Genomic DNA, 18,096 nt, shown 5'->3' with positions numbered 1-18,096 from the left:
CGCGCGTCACCGATAGGTCGATTGGAGCGTGCTGGGGCCACGATCCGATGCGTCGTCAACACACCCCGAGCCGCGCGAGCGAATAGCTCCACGGAATGCGCTCCTGCTCGAGGCGTATGTTGCCCTCCGCGCTCAGCGACTGGAGAGTCGCGCGCTCATCGGGCGTGAGCAGCTCGAACACGCCGACGTTCGGATCGGGATCGATCCCCCACAGATCACCGTGGTCGAACAGAGTATCCATATCCATCAATGCTGACGTTGCGTTCACTCCCCTCGCTCGAAGTCGGTTGAGAATGGCGAATCCGTGCGAATCGAGATCACCCCAGTAGGTGACCGTTTGCGCCCAGGGGAGGCGGGCGACGAGATCGACGCGGTGACCGCCACCGTGCACTGCTACTGCTCGGGGCACATCCGGCATCGCGAGCAGGGTGGCGAGGTTCTCGAACACGAACACGCGCTCGGGTCGGATCGTGCTCGCCGCAAGGTCGTCGACGGGCGCCGACAGATCGGTGAGCCCCTGGAACGAGAGCGACGGATCGAGAACGCGGATCCGTATGAGCGGTGACGGCTCGCGAAGGCCCAGTCCGGTCGCACCGGTTCCCGCCCGATGCAACGCCTCGACGAGTCCGCGGCGAGATTCGATCCATTTGGTGTGGATGCCGCGGATCGGCAGTTCCCGCACCAGGTGGCCCGATCCCGGGTTCTCGCGCAACCAGGCCAGCACATGGACGAGCCTGTCGAAATCGGCGCCATCGAGATCAGCGATCGCGCCGGCATGGGCGCGGAGCAAACTGCTGGCGTCGGAACCGGCCAGGCCTCTCAACTCGTCAAGTCGCGCCACCAGAAGTCGCCAGCCATCCGTCTCGCCCGCCGCTCGAGCGATCGAATCCGAACCGCGCAGCACCGCGCGAACGGGGACTTCCTGCGACCCGATGCGTGACCAATGGCGGATGACCCACTCAAGCTCGATACCCGAGCCCTCGCTCACGCCGCGCCATGCGTCGACCCACTGTCGAACCCGATCGAGATCGTCCAGCGCCTCCCGCTCCGTTGGCGGGCGGAGCGGAACGTCGAGCACGACATCGGTCTGCTGCTCGGCGGCCCAGGTGCGTGCATCGCGGTCGAAGAGCTTCTTCGCTCGCGCGCGCAGGTCAGACGGTGTGACAAGCGTGCTCACGCGCGCGACTCCGCGTGCGGCGGGGTGGCAACCTCAGCCTCATCGACCGAGAACACCACGTTCGCCAGCCGTGAAGCGTCGCGGTCGGGGTTCGATACCGACGTGATCGCGCCCACGTACGGCTCGAGCGTCTGCAGCAGCTTCTGCGGTGTCGCGAGGATCATGTGGAATCCGAACTCGCGGAACACCTCCATCGCGTTGCGCGTGTATCGGCTGTCAGCCTTATCGAACGCCTCATCGAGCACGATCGACCCGAACCTCGGAACCTCGTCCTCTTCTTCGGTCAGCTGGTACCGCAGCGCTGCCGCGAGGCAGAAGATGACGAGCTTCTGCCGCTGACCACCCGACAAGCCCTCTGCGGAGTCATACACCCGCACAACGCGGCCGGCGACGTCCTTCTCCCGCGCGAGGAAGCTCACGTGAAGCCTCGTGTCGAGCACCCGGTTACGCCAGTCGATGTCGACGCGGTCCTTGGATCCGAGTCGACCGATTACGCGCTGCAGCACGGCGAATCGTTGCTCGGCACCGGCGACCGACTCGTCGGCCCAGTTGCCTTCAACGATGCGGCGGAGGTCGGTGAGGAACTCGTCGACCTCCGGGGTCCGCGTCGTCTTCACATCGATCTCAAGGAAGCGGTCCGCTCCCTCGAACGGGGACCGCCCCAGGGATACGTTGACGGGGAGGATTCGCTCACGGATGAGACCCGGGGCGTCGCGGAGGTCGCTGAGCAAGTGTGCGACGACGTCCTGCGATCGTTCCCGCAACAGCTTGCGGAACTCGGATTCCTTCTCGGGCAAGCCGCGGGCGATGATGCCTTCGCGCAGTTCCCGGTAGCCGTAGCGGTCGCGGATGTCAGCAGTCAGCTCTGCGGATGCAGCGGGCCACCCGAGCCGAAACTCGGCGGCGCGCCCGGCGAAGCTGGCCTCAGCATCCGCTGCGCGGCTGGCTGCGGCGTCCTTCTCCTTCGAGAGTGCCGACTGCACCTTTCGCGCGACTTCGTCCACCGTCTCCAGGCTCACGGAGCGTCGCTCGGCTCGGAACCGGCCTGCGAGGGCGTCGGCGATCCGCTCCTCGACCGGTGCATATGGGGTGGCCTCGAGTTCGGCGCCGTGTGCCGCGATGCTTTCGACGTGATTGCGGGCGACAGCGTGGGCTCCGAGCGCCCGTGCGTGCTTCGCGTTCGTTTCGTCCAGTCGCTGGGTCGCTCGCTCCGCGGCCTCCTGTGCTTCGCGGAGAGTCCCCGACTCGCTGGTGAGCACCCGGAGATCGTCGCGCTGGGCCGCGGTGACCGCCATCGCGGATGCGAGGTCCACTTGGTCCCAGCTGAACGTCGATACGCGTGTGAAGACGTCGCGCCGACTGACAGCGTCCTGACGAAACGAGTCGGCCTCGGCGTCGCGGGCGGATGCTTCCTCCATCGCCGTCATCGCGTCCCGCCGACGCTGAAGCAATGCCTCGAGCCGCGCGTGGGTGTCGCCGCCCAGCACCCATCGAGTGGCATCACCGACCTCGTGACGGTCGTCCTTCTCATACCTGCGTGAGTTGCGCTTGACCAGGCCGCCGATCGTGACGCCACGCTCGACGTCATCGAGCTCGTCGGGGTGCGAAACGCAGGCGTAGTCGAACTCGGAGGCCATGCGCTTGCGGACGTAGGACGCGAAGGGCCCATCGCTCACCGCGAGGCGATGAACGAGCGAGCGGGCATCCTTGGGGCGACGCGGCTCGTCGACGGCGTGCGGGACCGCTTCGATGACGAGCCGGACACCGAGTGTCCGCGAGTCGGCTGCCCGACGTGCGGCGACAAGATGTTCGTCCCGCACGAGGAGCGTCGACGCAAACGGAGCGAGCACTCGCTCTGCCGCGCCTCGCCAGGCGGAGTGCTGCTCGGTGACCGAGATCAGCTCGCCCGCAAAGGGGAATGTCGATGCCGGCACACCGACAGCGTCCGCGAGGAATCGTCGTGCGCTCAGAAGCTTCTCGTCGAGGTTGCTCCGGTGATCTCTCAGCGCCTGAATCTGCCTGGTGACTTCGTCCAGCGCCTTACGCGCCTGACTCGCGGCGTCACGCACCTCATACGACACAGCGGGGATGTCGCGCGCAACCTCGGTGACGGCCGCGGCAAGGAGCTCCGCAAACTGCTCGGGGTCTTCGGGCATTGGTGCACCGATGCGCATCAGCTCTGCGGTCAACTGAGCTCGATATTGCCTAGTGACGTCCTCGGCACGCTGCGCACTGTCGATCCGCTCCTGCAGAAGCTCTACGCGCGCGCCGCTCTCGTCCCGGACCCGCGCCTTCGCGGTTTCCAGCGCCTCTGCCGCCAACCGTTGCTCTCGCACGGCGTCGCTCATGTCGCTCTCGGCGCGCGCCAGCGCGGCGCGTGCGGGGCCCGCGGCTTCCTTCGCGAGCCGCAACTTGAGTTCCGCTGTGAAGGGCTCGACCCCGTCGTGCAGATCGGAGATCGCCGCCATCTCAGCGCCGGCCAGGTCGAACGCGGTGATCGCCTCGTCGACCTTGCGGAGCGCATCAGCCTGCTTCCTCAGGTCGACCACGTGCTTGTGCGCGGCATCGAGCTCCGTGAACTGCTCAACGGCGGTCTCGGCCCGCGCGAAGGTCCCCGGCTGGTCGAGCATGAACCCGCGGAACAACGCGTCGAGGGTGCCGAGGTTCTTCGCTGACTGTGTCTTGTGGAGAAGCTGAAGCGTCGCATCTCCGCGGAAGCCGAACTGACGGATGACCCGTTCGTGAAAGCGTCCGTGTCTCCCGCCGGTGGTGATCAGCGCGTCGGGGAACGCCTTCGACATGCGACGCGCGTCGATTCCGCCTTCGACGTGCGGCTTCACTTCGAGAAGCTTCACGTGACCGCGGGTGAAGATCCGTGCGTCCTTCAACGCGGTCGGTTCGGTGCGCGTGCCCGGTGCGTGGAACACCCGCAGCAGGACGACCGGTTCATCGCGGAGATTCTCGTAGCGCAGCAGGATGCCGCTCCAGGTTGCCTTCGAGCGCAGGTAGGTCGTGGTGGCCCGATCGGCAGTCTCGTCAGCTTCCCTGCTCCAGGCGCCACGCACATAGCTCATCAGCGTTCGATCGCTCTGCCGGGAAGCGCCATCCTGAGCCGCCGCGTTGAGACGCAACCATCTATCGGGGGTGAGGACGGCGGCAATCGCGTCGAGTAGCGACGACTTGCCCGATCCGGATGCGCCCGTGAACAGGTGGCCGGCGCGCGCGACATCCACGGAGACGTGGCCGGCAAACGTGCCCCAGTTGACGAGTTCGATTTGGGCGAGTCGCCACTGGCCGGGCCTGGTCGGATCGACCTCCGGCTCGTCGGTGGGGAAGCTCAGCATCGTCATTCGGTGTCATCCTCGGCATCCGTCGACGGGGCAGCGGACTCTCCTCCGCCCTCTCGGGCGATCCGGTGGTACTCCGATGTGATCGCGCGGATCTGGTCGGCATCGACGAGCAATCGGAGCACGGGCGAGATCTCGGCACGGTCATCGCCAACGGCGTGCAACACGCGGAGCTTGTTCTGCATCTTGTTCCACGACGAGTTGACGCGGCTCGCGAAGTCCTTCTCATCACGGTCCGGGGTGCGGAACACGGCGAGCTGCTCGAACACCTCCGCCTGCCCGACGATCACCCGACCGCGACCCTCCTCGCTCAGCAGCGTCTGGCGCAAGACAAGCAGCATTGCGGTGTCGAGGAACGTCAACGCCTCAGACCGCACTGCCTTCGGGGCGTCCTCGGACGGAGCGTTGCGGACGAAGGCGAACTCGTTGTCCCGATCGATGACCAATTCGAGGAACAGGTCGGCAAGCCGGGAGCGGAGGACAGCCTCGTCGGTGAGCAGCACCGCCCACAGCTGCGCCTCGCGCGCTCCGGAAAGATACGGTCCACGCACCAGACGCAGCAAGACCCGCCGCGTGCGATCAGGGAGTTCGCCGGCGTCGCCACGCCAGAGGCCTCCGTGCTCGTCGGGGGCGACATCCGCCGTGGTCGATTCGGTCATGCCACCGCTCCTGTGAATCGGTGCGCGGCCACAATCGCCGCACGCGGAACTCCGTCGGCGCCTTGCCAAGCGAGTACCTCGGGCTCATCGTCAACGGTGCCCTGCTCGGCCGCGATCGAGAGAAGTCCGATCACGCTGCCGACCCCCTGCGTCGCGGGGTATCGAGCAAGGACATCTGCGACGGTGCACGAGGGCACCTCGGCGAGCAGGTCGTTGACGTTCCGGGTGAGTTCGTCGAAGTCGATCTCGGTCTCGCGAGCGATCGCCCGCAGCTCCTCGAGGCTCGCGAGGGATGCCGTCTGCGTGACGACCTCTTCGGTGGCGGCGAATTCGGCAGGGTCGTGAAGGTCGATTCCCCCGACGCTCGACAGCGCGACAGCCGAGAGATCCAGCGTGAGAGACGTCGGATACCAGGGGCGCGTGTGCGCGGCGGCTTCCACCCCCGCGTGCTGAGCCTCCCGTAGAAGAGTTCTCAGCGCCCGGTCGCGCTGGTAGTCCTGCGACTGCACGTAGCGACGGAGCGCCCGGGCGAACAATGTGATGACGTCGTGGATCTCCGCGCTTCGCCCCTTGAGCGTGGTGAGGAAGGCGCGCAGTGCCCGGCGCTCATCCGAGGTGAGGTCGCGAGCGAATCCGCGGTCGAGGATGCGGCGGATGTCGGCCTCGAACGCCGCACCGAGTGCAGGGTCAAGGACGAGCTGGGAGAATGCAGCGAAACTGCGGCCTGCATCCGAGTCGGAGATGTGGTCGATTCCGCGGAAGACTTCGTCGACGACAGCCGCCTGAGATACATCTGACTCGACGATCTTCGCCCGCAGCGAAGCATTCAGCATCTCGAACTCAGCACGCACCCGAGCAAAGTCGTCCGGCACGTCCGCAGCCTGCGCCAGCACGTCGCGAACGCGTTCGAGCGCCCGGTCTTCATCGATCGCGGACTCGTCACCGGAACGCAGGCTCTCGATCCGCCGCTCAATCGACTCGATCTCTTCCTCGAGCAGCGCGATGCGCGCTGACACGTCAGGATCGGTGTCGATCGCGAGGCGACGGACCTGCGCCGCAAGACTCGCAAGCCGAGACTCGGTCACACTCGAACGCGGGGCGGCACGCCCCTGCAAGAAGCGGATCCCGGCGATCGCATCCGGGGAAAGCTCGAGCGTCTCACCCCGCGCTTCCGATGACGGCCGACGCACCAGGAAGCCGGCCGATCGCCACTCCCCGCAGTACCCCTTCGCAGTCAGCGGCAAGACCAGCCCCTGCGCACGGAGCCGCTCGAGGTCGGCATCGATCCGCTCGTACAGCTCCTCAGCGTCGACTCGGCGCTCGTCTCCACCCAGATGGGTACCGAGAAGACCGGCGACCACGGGTGCACTGTCGGCTCGAAGCAGCTTCCACGCCGCATCGCGCTGCGCGAGCTGGGCGAGCTCGAGAACCTGGGCGACGGCGGGCACGCGTCCATTCTGAAGGAACACACCGACATCCGTTGACGCAGCGGCGGCGGATAGCTCGGACTGCGTCACCCGATGAGGTAGACCATCCCGCGACCGTCTGTCGCGAGCGCCTCGACGAACTCCTGTGCCCGCGTGAGGTAGTCGAGGACGTAGCGCAGCTCGTCGTCATCGTCGGCTCCGTGCCGGCTGCGCCAAGTGCGCGCCCACGTTCGCACCTGAGACTCGTCGATCGCACAGAGGTCGTCCCGAATCGCCGGCACCTCCTCCGGAAGGATGGTCCTCACCCACGGGTCCCAACCCATGTCGTGCATCGTCACGTTCCCCTCGAACATTCGGCAGCACGAGCCGGCGGCGGGACCTCCGGGCCCCGAGCGCGTGAGGGACTGCAGAGCAGACCATGCCTTGTCGAGATAGAGCATGTCGCGCTTCAGCGAGACCTGCTCGAACGTCGCGACACTCACGCTCACGTGCGGCTCCAGGCCCCATGCGTCAGCGAGCGGGTCGCTGGAGAGAATGCTGTGCGGGTCATCGACCGCCTGCTGAGCGCGGTCGGCATCGAAGGCATATGCGTAGTAGCGGATTCCCATGCGGCCAGCATCCCGACGCAGGCGTTGCCACGATCACCGCATCCGACGCGGTGGGGAGAACGCGCCCCGAATCCGCCGCTGTGGAGGAACGGAGGCCTTCGCATGGCCCCACCCCTGGAGACCGAGGGATAAGCGCTCCCGGTCTCGCCGGAGGCGGCACCGACTGAGCGCTTAATCAAGCTGAGCTCAAGCAGATTGATCAGGATGCGGCCGCAGCGCCGCGCGCACCGCGCAGTACGCAACGCCGCGCAAACGTGGCAGATTTCGTGGCAGAAGGAGAATCACTCACCTCTGACCAGGGGTTTTTCGGCGGAGACGGAGGGATTTGAACCCTCGGTCCCCTTGCGAGGACTCCACCTTAGCAGGGTGGTGCACTAGGCCTGACTATGCGACGTCTCCAGGCATCCACGGCACCGAAGCGCCTGAATGCACCCGGCAATCATAACCGCTGACGCGCGCGGTGACGAACCGCGGGCGTCGACGAAACGATCAGCCGAAGACGTTACCGGCCGAGCACGTCTCCTGCGCAGCGGTCGAACCGGGGATCGAGTCCGGAAGAACCGCGGAGGTCTCGGTCGGGTCGGGCGTCGGCTCACCCGACGACTCTGTGGTCGGCTCCTCCGTGGGCTCTGCGGGCGCCTCGGTCTCCTCAGTGACCGGCTCCTCGATGATCACACCACCGGTGTCGTTTGGGTCGCTCGTCAGCGTGAGCGACTGATTCGCCTCGAGCGCGGCCCACAGCGCATCGGCGGCCTCATAGTTCGGCACGACGCGGTTGGGGTCAGACGGGTCGTCGTACACGGGGTACTGCACGAAGACCATCTCGTCGAAGGGCACATCTTTCACCGCGAGCGCGATCTGCACGAGCGTCATCGGGTTCGTGAGGCTCTGGCTGGGGGTCACGTTGTCGACCGCGGTGGTCGCGAGCTGCAGCAGCGTCGACGGGTTCGACAGCACCTCGTCGCTGACGAGCTTGCGCGCGAGCGACGACATGTACTGCTGCTGGTTGCTGATGCGCGCCAGGTCGCTGCCATTCTCGAGTCCGTGACGAGTGCGCAGGAACTGCAGCGCCTCCACACCCTGGATGTTGCGGGTTCCCGCCGGCCAGTCGATGCCGGTATACCGGTCCTGGATGCCACCGTTGCCGATGCAGACGTCGACTCCCCCGATCGCATCGGTGATGTTGATCACGTTGCCGAAGCTCACCTTGGCGGCGAACGGGATGTTCATGCCACTGAGCTCGGAGATGGTCTTCGCGACACAGTTGAGGCCGCCGTAGGAGTACGCGCTGTTGATCTGCTGCCTGCTCATCGCCGACGACACCGAGCCGTCCTCATCCGTGCACTCGGGGATGGGCACCATCAGGTCACGCGGGAAGGAGATGACTGTGACACGTCGCGGCTCATCGGAGATGTGGACCAGGAGATTGACGTCGTTGAGCTGCCCCTCGGCATCGGCTCCCGTGCAGCGATCGCCGAACAGGTAGGCATACTCCGCCTCGCACTCGTCCGTGCCGACGACGAGCATGTTGACGCCACCTTCGATCGCACCGATGTCGGGCGGCACGGCATCCTGACCCTCGAGAGCGACCGCCTCGTCGGCGAAGCTCGCCGTGATGTCGTAGGCGGTGTAAGCAGCGACGCCCGCACCCGCGACGAAGACGACGGCGGCGACGATACCGATGATCTTCGCCAGCAGACCGGCGGGATGCGGCGACTTCAGCTCGCCGTGTCGTGCGACGGTGCGCCGACCACGCTTGCTCTGACTCACTCGGATCCTCTCGGGTGTCGCCCACCGCTCGTCGGCGCGCTCCCGGGTGCGGATCGCGCCGACCACGATGCTGTGGCGGAGGGTGTGGGATTCGAACCCACGGGACATCGCTGCCCACTGGTTTTCAAGACCAGCTCCATCGGCCGCTCGGACAACCCTCCCGACGAGGCCGCCGCAGCGGCATCCGTCGAACGGCGTCGAGTCTAGCCGACGGCGCTTTGCCGATATTCTCGCAACGGGTTCTGTGGATGCACTGAACGGCACGCGGATGTGGACGGTGCGCGATATCCACCGCCGTCGACCGCCTCCGAAGCGATGTCGGAGGTATGTTCTAAAGTCTTGAGCATGGACAGCGACCCCGACGAGTGGTTCGACGAAGGCGACATGCCGCCCGTCGACATCCCCCTCTCGGTGCTCATGGCGGCAGCGGCGGAACAGCCCGACGAGCTCGACGACGTTCTCGACCTCACCCAGACGATGATGCAGTTCGTCGCCCAACGGTATTCCGCGATCGATGGGATGCGGCGGCGCGCCGTCGACGAGGCGACGGCGTTCAGCGTCGATCTGGCCTCGGTCGCGTTCCGATCCGTGCGTCTCGAGCTGGCCGCCGCGCTGCGCGTCTCGGAGTACGTCGCGGAGGCGATGCTCGTCCACGCCGAGGCCCTGGTGCATCGCTATCCCGAGGTGTGGCATTCGCTTCACGCCGGGCGCATCGACGACGACAAGAGCCACGTGCTGGTCGCGGGGCTCGACGAGATCGGCGCCGAGGCTGCCGCGCTTCTTCTCCCCGAGGCGCTGGACGCCGCCGAGAACCTGCAGATAGGTCCCTTCCGGCGCATGTTGCGCCGGCTCATCGAGACCCACCGCGCGAGCACCCTCGAGGAACGTCACGAACAGGCGCTTGAGCAGCGCCGTGTCGTGCTGGAAACGCTCGGCGACGGAATGGCGTGGCTCGGAGCCCACATTCCCGCGGTCGAGGCACAGGCGATTCACCAGCGCCTCACCGCGATGGGCAAGGCGATCACCGCCGCCGAGGGCGAAGAACGCACGCTCGACCAGGTACGCGCAGACGTGTTCGGAGACCTCCTCATCGACGGCACGACGGATCACGTGCCATCAGAAGCGCGCGGCATCCGCGCGACGGTGGTCGTCACGGTGCCGGCCCTCTCCCTGCTGGAAGACGAGCAACCGGCTGGGTCCGAGCCCGCCGTCGTCGAGGGCCTCGGGCCGATCCCCCATTCCAAGGCTCGCGAGCTCTGCGGCGGGGCACGCGAATGGATGCGCGTGCTCACCCACCCTGAGACAGGGGCGGTGCTGTCCTTCGGCCGCGATCGGTACCGGCCGCCGAAAGTCCTTCGCGACATCGTGAGATGGCGCGCCGGGCGATGCATGGGTCCCGGTTGCGGGATGCCGGCAGAGCGATGCGAGATCGACCACTCGATCGCGTGGGAAGACGGCGGGTCGACCGAGCTGGCCAACCTTCATCCGCTGTGCAAAGGCCACCACACCCTCAAACACCACGGCGGATGGAACCTGCACCACTGCGACGACGGCGACGTGATCTGGACCTCGCCGACCGGGCGAAGATACCGAGTCAGACCGGAACGGCGCGTGCCGATCTTCCGCCCCGACCCCGAGCCACCCGGGCCTCTCGCCGCGCCCTTCTGACCCGCGTTTCGTCTCGCTCCGCTCGCTCAACGACCCAAGGGCGGCCACGCGTGCTGCGTTTCGTCTCGCTCCGCTCGCTCAAGGACCCAGGGGCGCGGAGGGAGGAGCTCCCCTGGTCGTTGAGCGAGGAGCGAAGCGACGAGACGAAACGCGCCGAGCGAACGCGCCGGCTACAGCGCGCGCAGGGCGGCGGCGACGCCGCCCTCGTGCACGGGATCCGTCGAGCCGTTCGCGGCCGCACGCACCTCCTCGGGGCTCTGCCCCATCGCGATCGCGCGGCCACCGTTGCGCACCGCCCACTCGAACATGCCGATGTCATTGCGACCGTCACCGATGACGAGCACGTGCGCCGGATCGAACCCGAGCTCCGTGCGCACCATCTCCAGCGCGGTCCCCTTGTCGACACCCTGCGGCGCGATGTCGAGCCACGCGGTCCAGCCCACGGCGTACGACACCTCGTTCAGGCCGATGCGCTGCACGAGCTCCAGGAAGTCGCCGTCGGTGTTGTCCGGCGAGATCACGACCACCCGACTCACCGGCTTCGCGGCGAGTTCCTCGAACGGCACCCGATCCGCCTTCCCCAGGTTCCAGTCGTCGACGTAGTCGGTGTACAGCCGATGCCCGTCGGGCAGTTCGACCATGTAGTGCGCGTCGGGCAGGTGCTCGCGCAGCAGGGTCAGCACCTCGTGCGCGTCGAAGGACTCGGTGTGGTGCAGCGCATACTCGTGGGTGGCGGCATCCACCCGGCGAAGGATCGCCGCCCCGTTCGCGCACACCACGAAGTCCGGCGCGATGTCAAGCCTTCGGAGAATCGGCTTCGTCGCGTCCCAGCTGCGTCCGGTCGACAGCATCACCTCGTGCCCCGCGGCGACCGCGTGGGCGACCGCATCCACGACCCCCGGACTCATCGACTCGTCTTCGAGGATCACCGTGCCGTCGATGTCGAGAGCGATGAGGACACGCTCCGGAGTGCCCTCACCCCACACGCCTGCGCGCGCGAGCTCTTCGACCGTCGCCGCCGCATCGGATTCCGGCTCGACCTCGACCCCGCCGGGCTCGGGCAGCGCGTCCGAACTCACGCGATCGGCTCCATGACCTCGAGGCCGCCGAGGAAGGGTCTCAGCACCTCGGGCACGGTCACCGATCCGTCCTCGCGCTGATGTGTCTCCAGCAGCGCGACGATCCACCGCGTGGTCGCCAGCGTGCCGTTCAGCGTTGCGACCGTCTGCGTCTTGCCGCCCTCATCGACCGGAAGGCGGTGGCGGATATTGAGGCGACGCGCCTGATACGTCGTGCAGTTCGAGGTCGACGTCAGCTCGCGGTACGCGTCTTGGGTGGGCACCCACGCCTCGACGTCGAACTTGCGCGCCGCGCTCGAGCCCAGGTCGCCGGCCGCGACGTCGATCACGCGGTAGCTGAGACCGAGGTCCTGCAGCATCGCCTCCTGCATCTGCACGAGACGATCATGCTCGGCCTCGGCAGCATCCGGTGTCGTGTAGATGAACATCTCGAGCTTGTTGAACTGGTGCACCCGGATGATGCCGCGGGTGTCCTTGCCGTACGACCCGGCCTCGCGGCGGTAGCACGTCGACCAGCCGGCGTAGCGCTTGGCGCCCGCGGTCAGATCGAGGATCTCGTCCATGTGGTAGCCGGCCAGCGGAACCTCGCTCGTGCCGACGAGGTAGAGGTCGTCCTCCTCGAGGTGGTAGACCTCGGCGGCGTGCTGGCCGAGGAATCCGGTGCCGCGCATCACCTCGGGCCGCACGAGAGTCGGCGGGATGAGCGGGATGAAACCCGCCTGCAGCGCCCGGTCCAGCGCGAGGTTCATCAGCGCCATCTCGAGGCGCGCGCCGATGCCGGTGAGGAAGTAGAAACGACTCCCCGACACCTTGGTGCCGCGCTCCATGTCGATCGCGCCGAGCTTCTCGCCGAGTTCGAGGTGGTCCCGCGGCGTGAAGTCGAAGGTCGGCGGCTCACTGTGCGTCCGCAGCGTGACGAAGTCGTCTTCACCACCGGCCGGAACCCCGTCGATGATGATGTTCTCGACGGCGGCAAGTGCTTCGTCAGCCTGCTGCTCAGCCTCGGTGACGGCCCGCTGCGCCTGCTTGACCTTCTCGCTCAGCTCCTTGGCCTGAGCGACGAGGCCCGCCTTCTCGTCCTTGGGCGCCTGCGCGACGGCCTTGCCGTGGGCGTTCTGCTCGGCGCGGAGCTGCTCGAAGGTGGCGATGGCCGTTCGCCGCACCCGATCGGCTTCGAGCGCCGCATCCACCGTGTCTGCCGAGGAGCCACGGGCTTCCTGCGAGCGCTTGACCAGGTCGGGGTTCTCACGCAGCAGCACCGGATCGATCACGCGCCCAGTCTAATCAGCCGCCGACGACCGACCGACCGCGGTGATCCTCAGCCCGACAGCGCGGCACGCGCATCCGCGCCCCCTAGTGTGGTGCCCATGGCCCAGGCTTCGGACACGCCCCGAGAGCACGACGATCCTGCATCCGGCGCGCCCGACATCGTCGAAGCCGCGAAACCGGACGACGTCGCGCGGGAGCCCGAGGACATCGCGCCCGACACCGCCGACGGCGAAGGCGAAGCGCGCCGCGTCGACGAAGAGGGCGCCACCGAGCCCATGGGCGGTGGTGCGGAGCGCCCGGCCCCGAAGGCGGCCCTCGTGTACAACCCCATCAAGGTCGACCAGGATCGTCTGCGCAAGGCCGTCGCCCACGAGTCCGAGAAGGCCGGCTGGTCGGAGCCGCTGTTCTACGAGACGACCGTCGACGACCTCGGCGACGACGTCACCCGGCAGGCACTGAAGGCCGGCGCGACGACGGTGCTCGTCGCGGGAGGGGACGGCACCGTTCGCGCCGTCTCCGAAGCCATGGCGGGCACGGGGGTGCCGATGGCGATCATCCCGAGCGGCACCGGAAACCTGCTCGCCCGGAACCTCCGCCTCCCCCTCGACCGACCCGAGCCGATGATCCGCGCCGCGTTCACCGGAACGCAGGTCGCCATGGACATCGGCTTCGCGGTGCTCACCCGCGACGACGGGTCCACGAGCGAGCACGGCTTCGTGGTCATGGGGGGAATGGGCCTCGACGCGGCGATGATCGCCAACACGAACCCCGACCTGAAGAAGACCGTCGGGTGGGTCGCTTACGTCGACGGCGCGGCCCGGTCCCTCGCGAGCGCCAAGCCGTTCCGGGTGATGTACGAGATCCCCGGTCACAAGCTGCACGCTACGCGCGTGCAGTCGGTGCTCTTCGCCAACTGCGGTCGCCTGCCGGCGGGTCTCGACCTCATCCCCGAGGCGTCGATCAACGACGGCGCGCTCGACATCGTCGTGTTCCAGCCCAAGGGGCCGCTCGGATGGCTGCTCGTGTGGCGCCGCGTCGCGTGGGACAACAGCGTGCTGCGACGGTTCCGCGCCGGGCGCCGGGTGCTCCAACTGCGCACGAAGGACAGCGCGGTGCGCTACTCGCGGGGCGTCGGACTGCACGTCGGCGCCGGTGCCGCGCATCCGGTGCAGCTCGACGGCGACGAGTTCGGCGACGCCGTGCGGGCGGATGTGCGCATCGACGCCGGTGCCCTGACCATCGTCGTGCCGGCCGGCCACGACACCTCCCGCCTCTGACGCGCGTCGAAAGGCACGGCGGTCAGCAGCGCTCCGGCAGGGCCCGAACCTGCGGGCTGTCAAGACGCCGGAGCGATTCGCCCGGCGACGCTAGCGTCGGGGCATGGCAAGCCCCTCCCTCGTCTGGTTCCGTGACGATCTGCGTCTCGCCGATCACCCGGCTCTGCGCGCGGCCCTCGACCGCGACGAACCGATCGTGTGCGTCTACGTGCTCGACGAGGAGTCCGACGGGGTCAGGCCTCTCGGCGGCGCGGCCCGATGGTGGCTGCATCACAGCCTCGCGGAGCTTCGGGACCGCCTCGCCGACCGGGGGTCGGGACTCATCCTCCGTCGCGGAGCGGCCGGTCGCGTGATCCGCGACCTGGTCGACGAGATCGGAGCCGGTGCGGTGTTCTGGAACCGGCGCTACGGCGGCCCGGAACGGGACATCGACGCCGACCTCAAGGCCGACCTGCGCGACGGCGGCGTGGAGGTCGCGTCATTCGCGGCGAACGTGCTGTTCGAGCCGTGGACGGTGACGACGGGGGCCGGAAAGCACTTCTCCGTCTACACGCCGTTCTGGAACGCGTGTCAGGAGATGCCCGCGCCGCGCAAGCCGCTCCCGGAGCCGCGCGACGTGCCAGGACCGGGCCGCGCCCCGGCATCCGACGATCTCGACGACTGGGAGCTCCTCCCCACGCGGCCGGACTGGGCGGGTGGCCTGCGCGAGCGGTGGGAGCCGGGCGAGCTGGCGGCGAGACGACGGCTGCGCGAGTTCCTCGACGACGATCTCGGATCCTACGACGCCGCCCGCGACGAGCCGGCCGCCGGCGCGACGTCGCTGCTGTCTCCGCGGCTGAGATGGGGAGAGCTGAGTCCCTACACGATCTGGCACGACACGCTCGAGAACGCCGGCTCGGGTGCGCACGCCGCATCGGCTCACGGGTTCCTGTCGGAGGTGGGATGGCGGGAGTTCGCGTGGCACACGCTCTACCACTTCCCGAAACTCGCCGACAAGAACCTGCGATCGGAGTACGACGCGTTCCCCTGGCCTCGCCTGAAGCCGACGAATCTCGAAGCGTGGCAGCAGGGCCGTACGGGATTCCGCATGGTCGACGCCGGCATGAAGGAGCTGTGGGCGTCGGGATACATGCACAACCGCGTGCGCATGGTGACCGCATCCTTCCTCATCAAGAACCTGCTCATCGACTGGCGACACGGCGAGGAGTGGTTCTGGGACACCCTCGTCGACGCGGATGCGGCCAACAACCCGTTCAACTGGCAGTGGGTGGCCGGATCCGGGGCTGATGCGGCACCGTTCTTCCGGGTGTTCAACCCCGAACTGCAGGCGGACAAGTTCGACAAGACCGGGCAGTACGTGCGCGAGTGGGCGCCGGAGTACGCCGATGACACGGACGACGAGCCGGCCGAACCGATGGTCGACCTCAAGGAGACGCGCAAGAGGGCGCTCGACGCGTTCGACGTGGTCAAGCGCTCCCGCTGAACGCGCCTCGGGGGCGGGGAATGTCTCACCGTCGTCCTCCGTTGCCCCTGGGTATGACGACCGTGGGAACCATCGGATGACCAGCCCCGCCCTCTCGGTGCTCGATCTCGTCCCGGTCCGCACCGGCCAGACCTCCTCCGAGGCGATCGCCGCGAGCCTGCACCTGGTGTCACGCGCCGAGGAACTCGGCTACCGGCGCTACTGGTTCGCCGAGCACCACAACATGCCCGCCGTCGCCTCGACGACACCGCCCGTGCTGGCTGCTGCCGCCGCGGCGCGCACCGAGCGCATCCGGATCGGATCCGGCGGCGTCATGCTGCCCAACCACTCCCCCCTCGTGGTGGCCGAGCAGTTCGCCGCGCTCGAGGCCCTGGCGCCCGGACGCGTCGACCTCGGCATCGGCCGGGCGCCCGGTTCGGATCCGGTGATCACGCAGCTGCTGCGTCAGAGCGGGACGACGAGCGACGTGGAGCGGTTCCCCGAGCACGTGCGCGACATCCTCAACCTCGTCTCACCCGATGGCGCCGCGCTGCGCTTCACCTCCGGCGGCACGTACGACGTGCACGCGACGCCGGCGGCGACCGGTGCGCCGGAGGTGTGGCTGCTCGGGTCGAGCGACTACTCGGCGCAGCTGGCCGCCGCGCGCGGACTGCCCTACGTCTTCGCCAACCACTTCTCGGGCCAGGGGCTCGAGCGTGCGCTGGAGGTGTATCGCACGCAGTTCCAGCCCTCGGAGCACCTGGATGCGCCGCGCACGTTCCTCACGGTGAACGTCATCGCCGCCCCGACGCGGGAGGAGGCCGAGGAGCGGTCGCTGCCCAACCAGCGGATGATGGCGCGCCTGCGCATGAACAAGCCCCTGGTGGCGAACGAGACGGTGGAGCACGCGAAGGCGACGGCCGACGAGTTCGCCGGCATGGGCGAGACCATCATGGCCGCCGCCCGCGCGACGTGGATCGTCGGCACGGGCGACGAGGTCGCGGGAGAACTGCAGAGCCTCGCGGTGCGCCACGATGTGGATGAGGTCATGATCTCGCCCATCGCCGGTGCCTACGAGTCGGAGCCGCTGGAGACCTCCCCCGGCCGGGTCCAGACGCTCGAACTCGTCCACGCCGCCCGCGGCGCACTCGTCGCCTGATCCCGAACGCCTGATCCCGGCGCACGTCCCGAGCTCTCCTGACCGGAGCAGCTCGGCTCGATCTCGTTCACAACTCCTCAAGGCCGTCGCCGACAACGCCGATGAGCCTCCAAACGGCCGCACGTGAACAGTTCTTGAGGAGTTGTGGACGCGACCGAGCCAGCGGCACGAGCGCACCCCGGCGGTCGTGTGCTCACGCCCGGCCCACGAGCGTTTACTGCCTCGTCACAGGCGGAAATCGTGACGAAACGTGCGCGCAGAAGGATCGGGTAACGGGGCTCATTGCCGGCATCCCGACCCGGTCCCGTGACGACGACGCAGGACTCGACCCGGGGGAAGACGATGACGACGGTACGCGCAGCCATATCTCAGACGACCTGGACGGGCGACGTCGCATCCATGCTCGACCGGCACGAGAGTTTCGCTCGCGAAGCGGCCGCTCAGGGCGCGGATGTCATGTGCTTCCAGGAGCTGTTCTACGGCCCGTACTTCGGAATCACGCAGGAGAAGAAGTACTACCGGCTCGCCGAGCCCGTCGATGGGCCGATCGTGCAGCGATTCGCCGCCGTCGCCAAGGAGCTCGGGATGGTCATGGTGCTGCCCATCTACGAGGAGGCGCAGACGGGGGTCTACTACAACACGTCGGTGCTCGTCGACGCCGACGGCCGGGTGGTCGGCAGCTACCGCAAGAACCACCTCCCCCACGTCGAGAAGTTCTGGGAGAAGTTCTACTTCCGTCCCGGCAACCGCGGGTACCCGGTCTTCGACACGGCGATCGGGAAGGTCGGCATGTACATCTGCTACGACCGTCACTTCCCCGAGGGCTGGCGCGAACTCGGCCTGAACGGCGCTCACATCGTGTTCAACCCGAACGCGACCAAGCCGGGGCTCTCGAACCGCCTGTGGGAGATCGAGGGACCGGCGGCGGCCGTGGCGAACGGATACTTCGTGCTGCAGCCCAACCGCGTCGGGCGTGAAGACAACGAGTACGGCGAGGAAGCCGTCGACTTCTACGGCACGAGCCAGATCATCGACCCCCGAGGGAACTTCGTCGGCGACCGCGGCTCCGGCACCGAGGAGGAACTCCTCGTGCGCGATCTCGACATGGACATGGTCCAGCAGATGCGGGACGACTGGCAGTTCTTCCGAGACCGCCGGCCGGATACGTACGGAGACATCGTCGCTCCCTGACGT

The 18,096-nt window shown here is 67.8% G+C and carries 13 protein-coding genes and 2 tRNA genes; 5 read left to right on the top strand and 10 right to left on the bottom strand.

From position 1 onward, the window contains the following. Positions 1-55: 55 nt before the first annotated feature. The 8 genes from ACGG9C_RS10450 to ACGG9C_RS10415 all read right to left on the bottom strand — a co-directional run bounded on the left by ACGG9C_RS10450 (position 56) and on the right by ACGG9C_RS10415 (position 9,149). Complete coding sequence (locus ACGG9C_RS10450; protein WP_390178624.1) at positions 56-1,177, bottom strand: DUF3322 domain-containing protein; 1,122 nt, start codon at positions 1,175-1,177, stop codon at positions 56-58. Beyond that, positions 1,174-4,527: an ATP-binding protein gene (locus ACGG9C_RS10445; RefSeq protein WP_390178623.1), complete on the bottom strand. Its 3,354-nt coding sequence runs from the start codon at positions 4,525-4,527 to the stop codon at positions 1,174-1,176. Before ACGG9C_RS10445 ends, ACGG9C_RS10450 begins: the two co-directional genes overlap by 4 nt. After that, entirely contained in the window at positions 4,524-5,183 is a 660-nt protein-coding gene (locus ACGG9C_RS10440; RefSeq protein ID WP_053547123.1) for a DUF4194 domain-containing protein, read from the bottom strand. Before ACGG9C_RS10440 ends, ACGG9C_RS10445 begins: the two co-directional genes overlap by 4 nt. Further along, positions 5,180-6,631: a DUF3375 domain-containing protein gene (locus ACGG9C_RS10435; protein WP_390178622.1), complete on the bottom strand. Its 1,452-nt coding sequence runs from the start codon at positions 6,629-6,631 to the stop codon at positions 5,180-5,182. Before ACGG9C_RS10435 ends, ACGG9C_RS10440 begins: the two co-directional genes overlap by 4 nt. Before the next feature lie 65 nt (positions 6,632-6,696). Continuing rightward, complete coding sequence (locus ACGG9C_RS10430; protein ID WP_390178621.1) at positions 6,697-7,218, bottom strand: DUF1877 family protein; 522 nt, start codon at positions 7,216-7,218, stop codon at positions 6,697-6,699. A 310-nt stretch (positions 7,219-7,528) separates the two neighbouring features. Continuing rightward, positions 7,529-7,617: transfer RNA gene (locus ACGG9C_RS10425), tRNA-Ser, on the bottom strand. A 90-nt stretch (positions 7,618-7,707) separates the two neighbouring features. Further along, positions 7,708-8,988 (bottom strand): LCP family protein, encoded by a 1,281-nt coding sequence (locus ACGG9C_RS10420; RefSeq protein WP_286720822.1) that lies wholly within the window; start codon positions 8,986-8,988, stop codon positions 7,708-7,710. Between the two features lie 73 nt (positions 8,989-9,061). After that, positions 9,062-9,149: transfer RNA gene (locus tag ACGG9C_RS10415), tRNA-Ser, on the bottom strand. A gap of 184 nt (positions 9,150-9,333) precedes the next feature. Here ACGG9C_RS10415 and ACGG9C_RS10410 point away from each other — a divergent pair. Next, entirely contained in the window at positions 9,334-10,656 is a 1,323-nt protein-coding gene (locus ACGG9C_RS10410) for a DUF222 domain-containing protein (protein ID WP_390178620.1), read from the top strand. A 170-nt stretch (positions 10,657-10,826) separates the two neighbouring features. On the opposite strand, the gene ACGG9C_RS10405 is transcribed toward ACGG9C_RS10410, so the two are convergent. Next, the gene (locus ACGG9C_RS10405) at positions 10,827-11,735 is read right to left on the bottom strand and encodes an HAD family hydrolase (protein WP_194384527.1); all 909 of its coding nucleotides are present in this window, start codon (positions 11,733-11,735) and stop codon (positions 10,827-10,829) included. After that, positions 11,732-13,006 carry a serine--tRNA ligase gene (serS, locus tag ACGG9C_RS10400; protein WP_194384526.1) on the bottom strand — a complete coding sequence of 425 codons (1,275 nt, stop codon included), beginning with the start codon at positions 13,004-13,006 and terminating at the stop codon, positions 11,732-11,734. Before serS ends, ACGG9C_RS10405 begins: the two co-directional genes overlap by 4 nt. Before the next feature lie 96 nt (positions 13,007-13,102). Between serS and ACGG9C_RS10395 the strand changes: the two genes are divergently transcribed. The 4 genes from ACGG9C_RS10395 to ACGG9C_RS10380 all read left to right on the top strand — a co-directional run bounded on the left by ACGG9C_RS10395 (position 13,103) and on the right by ACGG9C_RS10380 (position 18,093). After that, positions 13,103-14,281 carry a diacylglycerol kinase family protein gene (locus ACGG9C_RS10395; protein ID WP_194384525.1) on the top strand — a complete coding sequence of 393 codons (1,179 nt, stop codon included), beginning with the start codon at positions 13,103-13,105 and terminating at the stop codon, positions 14,279-14,281. 103 nt (positions 14,282-14,384) lie between these two features. Further along, a complete protein-coding gene (locus ACGG9C_RS10390; protein WP_194384524.1) occupies positions 14,385-15,764 on the top strand; it encodes a deoxyribodipyrimidine photo-lyase in 1,380 nt (459 codons plus the stop codon). 76 nt (positions 15,765-15,840) lie between these two features. Next, positions 15,841-16,902, top strand: a complete 1,062-nt coding sequence (locus tag ACGG9C_RS10385) for an LLM class flavin-dependent oxidoreductase (protein ID WP_194384523.1) — start codon at positions 15,841-15,843, stop codon at positions 16,900-16,902. Between the two features lie 342 nt (positions 16,903-17,244). After that, the gene (locus ACGG9C_RS10380) at positions 17,245-18,093 is read left to right on the top strand and encodes a nitrilase-related carbon-nitrogen hydrolase (protein ID WP_194384522.1); all 849 of its coding nucleotides are present in this window, start codon (positions 17,245-17,247) and stop codon (positions 18,091-18,093) included. Positions 18,094-18,096 lie beyond the last annotated feature (3 nt).

The sequence above is a fragment of the Microbacterium sp. MTN4-26 genome, from assembly GCF_042846595.1.
GTDB classification, from domain to species: domain Bacteria; phylum Actinomycetota; class Actinomycetes; order Actinomycetales; family Microbacteriaceae; genus Microbacterium; species Microbacterium luteum.
This window is presented reverse-complemented; position numbering and strand designations above follow the sequence as displayed.

What these genes read in the sequence shown, in the direction of transcription:
- ACGG9C_RS10390 (WP_194384524.1), top strand. Translation starts at nt 14,385, where the DNA reads ATGGCAAGCCCCTCCCTCGTCTGGTTCCGTGACGATCTGCGTCTCGCC.
- ACGG9C_RS10395 (WP_194384525.1), top strand. Translation starts at nt 13,103, where the DNA reads ATGGCCCAGGCTTCGGACACGCCCCGAGAGCACGACGATCCTGCATCC.
- ACGG9C_RS10430 (WP_390178621.1), bottom strand. Translation starts at nt 7,218, where the DNA reads ATGGGAATCCGCTACTACGCATATGCCTTCGATGCCGACCGCGCTCAG.
- ACGG9C_RS10385 (WP_194384523.1), top strand. Translation starts at nt 15,841, where the DNA reads ATGACCAGCCCCGCCCTCTCGGTGCTCGATCTCGTCCCGGTCCGCACC.
- ACGG9C_RS10380 (WP_194384522.1), top strand. Translation starts at nt 17,245, where the DNA reads ATGACGACGGTACGCGCAGCCATATCTCAGACGACCTGGACGGGCGAC.
- ACGG9C_RS10410 (WP_390178620.1), top strand. Translation starts at nt 9,334, where the DNA reads ATGGACAGCGACCCCGACGAGTGGTTCGACGAAGGCGACATGCCGCCC.
- ACGG9C_RS10440 (WP_053547123.1), bottom strand. Translation starts at nt 5,183, where the DNA reads ATGACCGAATCGACCACGGCGGATGTCGCCCCCGACGAGCACGGAGGC.
- ACGG9C_RS10445 (WP_390178623.1), bottom strand. Translation starts at nt 4,527, where the DNA reads ATGACGATGCTGAGCTTCCCCACCGACGAGCCGGAGGTCGATCCGACC.